This is a genomic window from Azospirillum brasilense (genome assembly GCF_003349955.1).
Taxonomy (GTDB): Bacteria; Pseudomonadota; Alphaproteobacteria; order Azospirillales; family Azospirillaceae; genus Azospirillum; species Azospirillum brasilense_B.
The window spans coordinates 1-1,370 of the sequence record NZ_QLKQ01000173.1; the positions used below are offsets into that span (position 1 = coordinate 1).

Sequence of the window (1,370 nt, forward strand, 5' to 3'; positions counted from 1 at the left end):
CCGGCTCGGGCAGGGTGAAGGCGTAACGGCCGAGCATGTTGATGTGCTCATGGGCAAGCGGCGACAGGCGGGCCACGTCCTCGTTGCGAACATCGAGACCTTCCATCCGCAGTTGGTCAAGCGCGGCGTCCATGTAAATCGTGTTCCACAGGATGATGGCGTTGACGACCAGACCAAGGGCGCCGAGCTGGTCCTCCTGACCTTCCCGGTAGCGCTGACGCAGTTCGCCCCGCTTGCCGTGGAAGACGACGCGGGCGAGTTGATGGCGGCCCTCACCACGGTTGAGTTGGGTGAGGATGCGGCGGCGATAGGCTTCGTCGTCGATGTAGGCCAGCAGATAGAGCGTCTTGATGATCCGGCCCAGTTCCTCCAGCGCCCGTGCCAGCCGGGTTGGCCGGTCGTTCGTCTGGAGCGTCCGCATCAGCCCGCCAGCCTGCACGAGGCCCAGCTTGAGCGAGCCGGCCAAGCGCAACAGATCGTCCCAATGCTCGGCGATGAGGCCCGTCCTCACCTTGTGCGCGGCCAGCTTGTCGAGGGGGCCGTAGTCGGCCGCCGGATCGGCCCGCCAGAATCGGGCGCCGCCGACATCGGCGATCCGCGGGCTGAACTGGTAGCCGAGCAGCCAGAAGATACCGAAGATCACGTCCGTGTAAGCGCCCGTGTCGGTCATGATCTCGGTCGCCTCCAACTCGGTCTCCTGTTCCAGCACGACGCTCAGCAGCACCAGGCTGTCGCGCAGGGTGCCGGGCACGGTGATGGCGTTCAGGCCGGTGAACTGGTCGGACACGAGGTTATAGTAGGTGACGCCGCGCTCGGAGCCGAAGTACTTCGGGTTAGGGCCGGCGTGGATGGTGCGCACCGGTACCACGAAACGCAGCCCATCGGCGGAGGCGACATCGCCGCCGCCCCACCGCCGCGCCAGGTCGATGCCGTTCTGGGCGGCGACGAGGCGGGCATTGGCCAGGGTCAGGGTTTCTGCCCGCAGATAATTCTGCCGGACCCAGCTCAGGCGCGACCGCCGGAGCGCCGGCAGGTCCGGGCGCACCAGCGGTTCCAGGCCGGTGTTGCACGCCTCGGCCAGCAGCATGGCACACAGCGTCGTCGGCAGGTCCTGCGCCCGCGCCTCGGCTTCGCTGGCATGGGTGAAGGCGCCAGCGAAGCCGGTCCGGGCATCGATTTCCAGCAGCAATTCCGGCAGATCGACACGCGGCAGGCGCGCTGTCACGGCGTCCCGCAGAGCGACGAGCCTGGCCGGCTCGTCGAGGCGGTCGAGGCCGGTCAGCACCAGGTCCTCGTCGGTGCCATTCCGTTCGATGCGGATGCCGGCATTTTGAGGAAGGTTGTCGGTCACCGTTCGGAACGCCTGATCG

Annotated in this window: 1 protein-coding gene; it reads right to left on the minus strand. The window is 67.4% G+C overall.

Annotation, left to right across the window (positions count from 1 at the left end; translation table 11 throughout):
• Positions 1-1,370 (minus strand): Tn3 family transposase (locus tag DXK32_RS31910; RefSeq protein WP_247877444.1); only part of this gene is annotated, 1,370 nt, incomplete at both ends.